Raw genomic sequence first — 5,698 nt, 5'->3', positions numbered from 1 at the left:
GCGATTCTTTTTGCTTGGAATAACAGCCTTTATTCCGCCCTCGGTTAACGCCTGACGAAAACTATCAATATCATAAGCCTTATCAGCCAAAAAAATTCACAATGTTCATGAGCCCAAACATCATAAACAAGCGATCATCCTTACCATGACGTCCTTTTGGCTTTGGAAGCAACTTTTCTAAACGAAACCACATCTCATCGTCAATAACCATCCATGACATTCCCTCTCCCCAACCCTCGTCCCGCGAAAAGGCATCATCATACTACTCAAATTCCTAGCGCGGGAGAGGGGGCAAATCGAACGAACCTGAAAACTCCGTGCTCAGATTTAGTTCGGAAAAACCTATAAAAAAGCTTTAGGGACGTTGCCTAGCTTGGGTAAGCTATATTTCTTAGCAAGTTCAAACTACTTCAATTTCAACAGGAGCAATGCCTTTAATACCGAGTTTTTTAGCGGCAGCAAAGGATAAATCAATTATCCTGTTCGATAAAAAAGGACCTCGATCATTAATTCGAACCACAATTGTTCTGCCATTATTCAGGTTTTTTACCCGTACTCGTGTCGCAAGCGGGAGTGTTGGATGAGCTGCTGTCATTGCATGCATGTTGAAGCGCTCTCCGGTCGATGTTTTTTGATTCCGAGTGTGTGGCCTATACCAGGAAGCAATTCCTTTTGCTTTGTAGTGTTTGGCAGACTTCATCACATGATATGTTTTCCCTCTGATCATATAGTGATCCGGACCATTAGATTGCTGATGCGTACAAGCAACCAGTAGCATTGGGAGTAAGCCTGCAATGAGTCGGTTAATGGTCAACAAAATCGCATGATAGTTCATAAATTTATATCCTTACTACCATCTTCATCGTAAGATAAAAAGGTAAGATGATGGAATCTTTCATATTTAAGTAAATTTCCTGGGTGACATACTATAACTCCTATTAAAAGCTCCCTTTAAAGAATAACGAGTTTGCGGTATCTGCTTCTTTTGCTTCTGATTTAGTGGGTGGAGTTAAAACGCTAACGAAGTCAAGATGTCTAAGCTTGCTTTTTTTCGGTGGTGGTTGATAGGCTGTGGCTGTTTCCTCGGCTTTTTCCTCAAACTCCAAGTCGGGTGATTCTTGGTCTGTAAATCGAGACGCTAACCGTTTTCGGGATGGAGCAAATAGCGATAATGAAGAACTTTGAAAAGCGCGAAATGGTGTCACATTATTTGGTGAGTCACTGGATAACTGTTCTGACATGTTTGATTTATCAGATGATGCATGGTCTGCAAATTCTAGGTTTCTTGCTATTCTATTTTTATCAAGCGGAGCACTTTCGCTATCTGTCTCAGCGAAACGCTTAAGTCTTTCTTGCCCGTAGCGCACTGTTTTGGTTTCAGCATTTTGCTCTTTTAAACTTAATGTTAGCGCTGTGTTTTCCGTAAAAGTTGTTAGCCACTTTTTAATACTGGAAATCAAGCATTGGTGAGTACCTATTATTTTACCATTATGATCTAACTCATCAATAATAAGAACCTCAGGCAAATTGAATGGAAGGCAAGCTTCATTAATTACAATAATCGCTAAAATCCATTTAATGGAATCAAATGAAGGACGAAAATCACCACTTTTATGATTAATACTAATTAAAGTGGAATAGTCTTCACTAAAAAACAAATTGCCAGCGGTTTTACAAAAAGCCGAATTTTGTGGGGAACCAGTCATTTTGAAATGTGCAGGGGCGTCAGGAGCATGATCACGAGTCTCTCTGGCAAACCATGCTGCCTTATTTAAATCGACGAGGTAGCGTAAAACAGGAGTTTCCTTGCCTATTTTCATTTCTGTTAATAGCTCTCCTAAAGTGGCTAGCGAATGAATAAGATATTTGGAGCTACGAGTGATCTTTTTCAAATTATTGGAGCGAAATTTATCGCTTTCATCTGGTGGTGTGGAGAAAAGTTGATCTAACTTCGATTGCATAAAAAACGCCTTTTATCAATAAGATATGTTTAAAAAGGCGCGAATTTTACCATAAAAGTCACTTTTTATCCATTGGGTTGATCGCGTTTTTTTCGAATTGCTTTTTTTATGACTTTATCTTGCTTTCTGGTGTTGACCTCTTATTTTGCAACATACATGAGTCATCGGCATCGTCAATTTAACTTTAATTTTAACTAAAAAATATGAAAATGAGTTTAGTGTTAGTACACTAAAAGATATTAGACAATTTTACCTTGCAAATCTGCCACGCAGCGCGTGGTGAATTACGGATTCATTTAATGAGGACTATACTTGTTTTATGAACTACAGAACTGGAAACATTAATATCAAAAGTTATGAGGAAATTTCATTTAGTAGAGGATAAAACCCCAACCCATGCTAATTTAGCTCGTTTTTTGAAAGCCGAGGGATGGAAGCCAAGCAAATTTTCTGCACTGGCATCGGTAAATGAGGAATGGCTCCATTTTTCACCGCTGATTAGCCAAACCCTGGAGTATAAGCATCTGCTTGCAGCTTTTCTAAAAGCAAATCACCTTGATTATTTGATGCGGGAGACTTTTTACATTGATGATGAGATTTGGCCTACTGTTTTGACGAATATCAGTAACTCACATCTTGCCAACACGCCTTGGATATTAAAACCATCCATGTTAAATAATGGACAACATATTCATATATTTCATGACTTAGACGCCATTGAGGCACATTTTCTTTCTCATCAGCGCATGGGAGGCCCCCAAGTTTTGCAACGTTATATTGTTAAACCGCAATTAATTCAGGGACCCATCTTTGGTCATAAATTTTCAATTCGAGAGTTGGTTGTGGTATCTACCCATGTTGGCTCAGCACTTTTTCCTAGTGGCTATTTGAATATTGCATTAAAACCTTATCAAGAAGATAATTTCAATTTGCTGGAAGCTCACCTTACCAATGAACATCTGAGTGATGAACGACTGAATGTAGTGCAACGCTTAAGTGATGAGATAGCAATTTTTCAACCCTACAAGATGGATATTATTTCCATCTGCCAACTATTGGTCAATGCATTGAAAAATCAGTTTGCCACTATTTGGGAAGATAGCCAACCTCGAATTGCTTGTTTTGGTTTTGATTTTATGGTTGAAGCAGAGGGGAATAAACTTTGGCTACTAGAAGTAAATCATGGGCCTTGTTTTCCGGTTGATGATTCTCATCCTTTATTTAATACTTTGTATCGTCCATTTTGGCAACAATTAATCAAACAGTTTATAGATAGGGAGCCGTCAGATTTTATTGCATTGGATTAAGGCAACCACCAAATAGATTAGCGCCCCTTAAAGCCGCTCAGTAAACAACATAGAGGCTCAGGTCTTGAATTTTGATTATTTTTTCCTTGCACTGTTTTAGTTTATTCATCCTGGTCGACAATGGATTCAGTAATTTTTAATTGATAACTCACAATTCAGGGCCTGACCCCAGATCTTTTTTTTAAATCTTGATATGGCTTAGATGGAGTTTGTTGAATTGGATCGGGAGTGATTGTTTAATCTAAGTGCCTCGCATCCTTAGATCTGATGCGAGTAACTTATTCAGTATTAACCGTAAATTAATCGTTATCTTTTTTAGAAAGCGTGCCGGTTGTTGCATCGATTTTTATCTTAAATTTTTTACCTTGGGCATCTCGTCCTTTAACTTCCCATTGACCATGTTCAAATTCAATTTTTCGGATATTGGTATATCCTGCTTTCTCAGCAGTTGAGAGGGCTTGTTGAATACTTATTTTGGGTTGGATTGAGCCTGAAAAAGCAGTGGAACATACTAAAGCGAGTGATGATAGAACAATTGTTTTCATTTTCATATTAGATCACCTGATAGTTTGGAATTTAAAAGCTAACATTGAATCATCATGCTGTAAATAAGGGGCAACAAAATCAGTACTTTTCTGATTTAATAATTATCTAAAGTGTGTTCTGAGCTTGGCTTTATAAATATAAATTTAAATGAATACGACGCGCAGCAAGTCCAATAAGAGCAATAACACAAAAGCAAGCCCCCATATAGAATGTAAAAGATGGGCTAGAGTATTCCCACAAAAATCCAGCAAGCATACTAGCCACGAGCATCATTAACCCGCTTGCTAAATTAAAAAAACCATATGCTGTTCCACGCAAATCTATGGGGGAGGTGTCAGCTACCATTGCCGCCAATAATCCTTGAGTCATTCCCATGTGAATTCCCCAAAGAGCGGCTCCTAGCAAAACAGCTGTCCACTGATTTATTGCAAGCAGTATATCGGCAACAATTAAAACCATTATGCCTATCATTAACAGTCTGGAGTGACTCATGTGATCAGCTAGTTTTCCGAATGGATATGCAGAAACAGCATAAGTGAAATTCATGATAACCATGATAAAGGGGGCTGCAGAAATTGACATTCCAACATTCATTGCACGTAGCACAAGAAACGCTTCACTAAAACGGGCAAGTGTGAAAATTGCTCCAATTGCAACAAGCCACCAATAAGCCATACTTAAACGAGATAAATTTTGACGCTGAAGTGGATTGATGCGCTTTTCATTCGGCTTATGGATTTTTGGCTCAGTTACCAAAAAAATAAGTAATAAAACAGATAAAATTCCAGGAATGACTGCAACCCAGAATACAGCCCGGAAATTATTTGCGAAAAATAAAATCAATCCAGTTGCTAACAAAGGACCGAGTACTGCACCTATTGTATCCAGAGCCTGGCGTAGTCCAAAGGAGCTGCCTCTTAGTTGATAAGGTGCAATATCAGCAACCAGCGCATCTCGAGGAGCACCTCTGATTCCTTTTCCTACTCTATCGAATACCCGGGCAAATAAAACAACGCCACTAGTAGGTGATAAGGCAAATAGTGGTTTAGATAAAGCACCCAATGTATAACCAATAACAGCGAGAGTTTTTCGTTGGCCTAAATAATCACTCAATGCACCTGAAAAAACTTTCACAATCAGAGCAGTAGATTCACCTAGCCCCTCAATTACTCCAATTGCAACAGTGCTTGCACCTAAGGTGGTAGTTAAAAACAATGGCAGTAAGCTATGAATCATTTCTGATGAAATATCCATTAGCATACTGACAAATCCTAAAATCCAGATGCTGATTGGTATTTTTGATACAATTGAATTTGACTTATTGTTCATGGTGAATTCTTAGTTTCAATTTTCGATTATTCATTTATACATTCAGCGATAAATAAATGTCTATTTTTAATCAATTTTTTTGCCGACCGACTTCCATAATCAAATCACATTATTGAAAATATTAGCGGATAAATCACCAGTACAAATTTTTCAAGGAATGAATTTTTTTTGGTTGATAATCTACTAGGCAACGTCCCTAACGTTTTTTTATAGGTTTTTCCGAACTAAATCTGAGCACGGAGTTTTCAGGTTCGTTCGATTTGCCCCCTCTCCCGCGCTAGGAATTTGAGTAGTATGATGATGCCTTTTCGCGGGACGAGGGTTGGGGAGAGGGAATGTCATGGATGGTTATTGACGATGAGATGTGGTTTCGTTTAGAAAAGTTGCTTCCAAAGCCAAAAGGACGTCATGGTAAGGATGATCGCTTGTTTATGATGTTTGGGCTCATGAACATTGTGAATTTTTTTGGCTGATAAGGCTTATGATATTGATAGTTTTCGTCAGGCGTTAACCGAGGGCGGAATAAAGGCTGTTATTCCAAGCAAAAAGAATCGC

The 5,698-nt window shown here is 38.3% G+C and carries 7 protein-coding genes; 2 read left to right on the top strand and 5 right to left on the bottom strand.

The window, feature by feature from the left end:
- Positions 1–82: 82 nt before the first annotated feature.
- The 3 genes from BW930_RS17250 to BW930_RS16705 form a co-directional block, all read right to left on the bottom strand.
- Positions 83–220: a transposase gene (locus tag BW930_RS17250; RefSeq protein ID WP_162263005.1), complete on the bottom strand. Its 138-nt coding sequence runs from the start codon at positions 218–220 to the stop codon at positions 83–85.
- A 180-nt stretch (positions 221–400) separates the two neighbouring features.
- A complete protein-coding gene (locus BW930_RS16710; protein ID WP_058468872.1) occupies positions 401–835 on the bottom strand; it encodes a septal ring lytic transglycosylase RlpA family protein in 435 nt (144 codons plus the stop codon).
- 103 nt (positions 836–938) lie between these two features.
- On the bottom strand, positions 939–1,961 hold the full coding sequence (locus tag BW930_RS16705) for a hypothetical protein (RefSeq protein WP_058468871.1): 1,023 nt from the start codon (positions 1,959–1,961) through the stop codon (positions 939–941).
- A gap of 356 nt (positions 1,962–2,317) precedes the next feature.
- On the opposite strand from BW930_RS16705, the gene BW930_RS16700 reads away from it, so the two are divergent.
- Entirely contained in the window at positions 2,318–3,268 is a 951-nt protein-coding gene (locus BW930_RS16700; RefSeq protein ID WP_058468870.1) for an ATP-grasp domain-containing protein, read from the top strand.
- Between the two features lie 299 nt (positions 3,269–3,567).
- Here the strand turns inward: BW930_RS16700 and BW930_RS16695 are convergent, their stop codons facing one another.
- Positions 3,568–3,819: a PepSY domain-containing protein gene (locus tag BW930_RS16695; RefSeq protein ID WP_058468869.1), complete on the bottom strand. Its 252-nt coding sequence runs from the start codon at positions 3,817–3,819 to the stop codon at positions 3,568–3,570.
- Between the two features lie 124 nt (positions 3,820–3,943).
- Positions 3,944–5,143, bottom strand: coding sequence for an MFS transporter (locus BW930_RS16690; protein ID WP_058468868.1), 1,200 nt, complete (start codon positions 5,141–5,143; stop codon positions 3,944–3,946).
- A 335-nt stretch (positions 5,144–5,478) separates the two neighbouring features.
- On the opposite strand from BW930_RS16690, the gene BW930_RS17245 reads away from it, so the two are divergent.
- Entirely contained in the window at positions 5,479–5,616 is a 138-nt protein-coding gene (locus tag BW930_RS17245; RefSeq protein ID WP_162263005.1) for a transposase, read from the top strand.
- The last annotated feature ends 82 nt before the right edge of the window (positions 5,617–5,698 follow it).

Source organism: Fluoribacter gormanii (assembly GCF_900156395.1).
GTDB lineage: Bacteria > Pseudomonadota > Gammaproteobacteria > Legionellales > Legionellaceae > Legionella > Legionella gormanii.
The sequence above is the reverse complement of the archived record's forward strand: the minus strand, read 5'-3'. Positions and strand labels throughout refer to the sequence as shown.

Bases quoted from the DNA above. Each gene is read 5' to 3' on its own strand.
- BW930_RS16690 (WP_058468868.1), bottom strand. From the start codon at position 5,143: ATGAACAATAAGTCAAATTCAATTGTATCAAAAATACCAATCAGCATC.
- BW930_RS17250 (WP_162263005.1), bottom strand. From the start codon at position 220: ATGTCATGGATGGTTATTGACGATGAGATGTGGTTTCGTTTAGAAAAG.
- BW930_RS16695 (WP_058468869.1), bottom strand. From the start codon at position 3,819: ATGAAAATGAAAACAATTGTTCTATCATCACTCGCTTTAGTATGTTCC.
- BW930_RS17245 (WP_162263005.1), top strand. From the start codon at position 5,479: ATGTCATGGATGGTTATTGACGATGAGATGTGGTTTCGTTTAGAAAAG.
- BW930_RS16710 (WP_058468872.1), bottom strand. From the start codon at position 835: ATGAACTATCATGCGATTTTGTTGACCATTAACCGACTCATTGCAGGC.
- BW930_RS16700 (WP_058468870.1), top strand. From the start codon at position 2,318: ATGAGGAAATTTCATTTAGTAGAGGATAAAACCCCAACCCATGCTAAT.
- BW930_RS16705 (WP_058468871.1), bottom strand. From the start codon at position 1,961: ATGCAATCGAAGTTAGATCAACTTTTCTCCACACCACCAGATGAAAGC.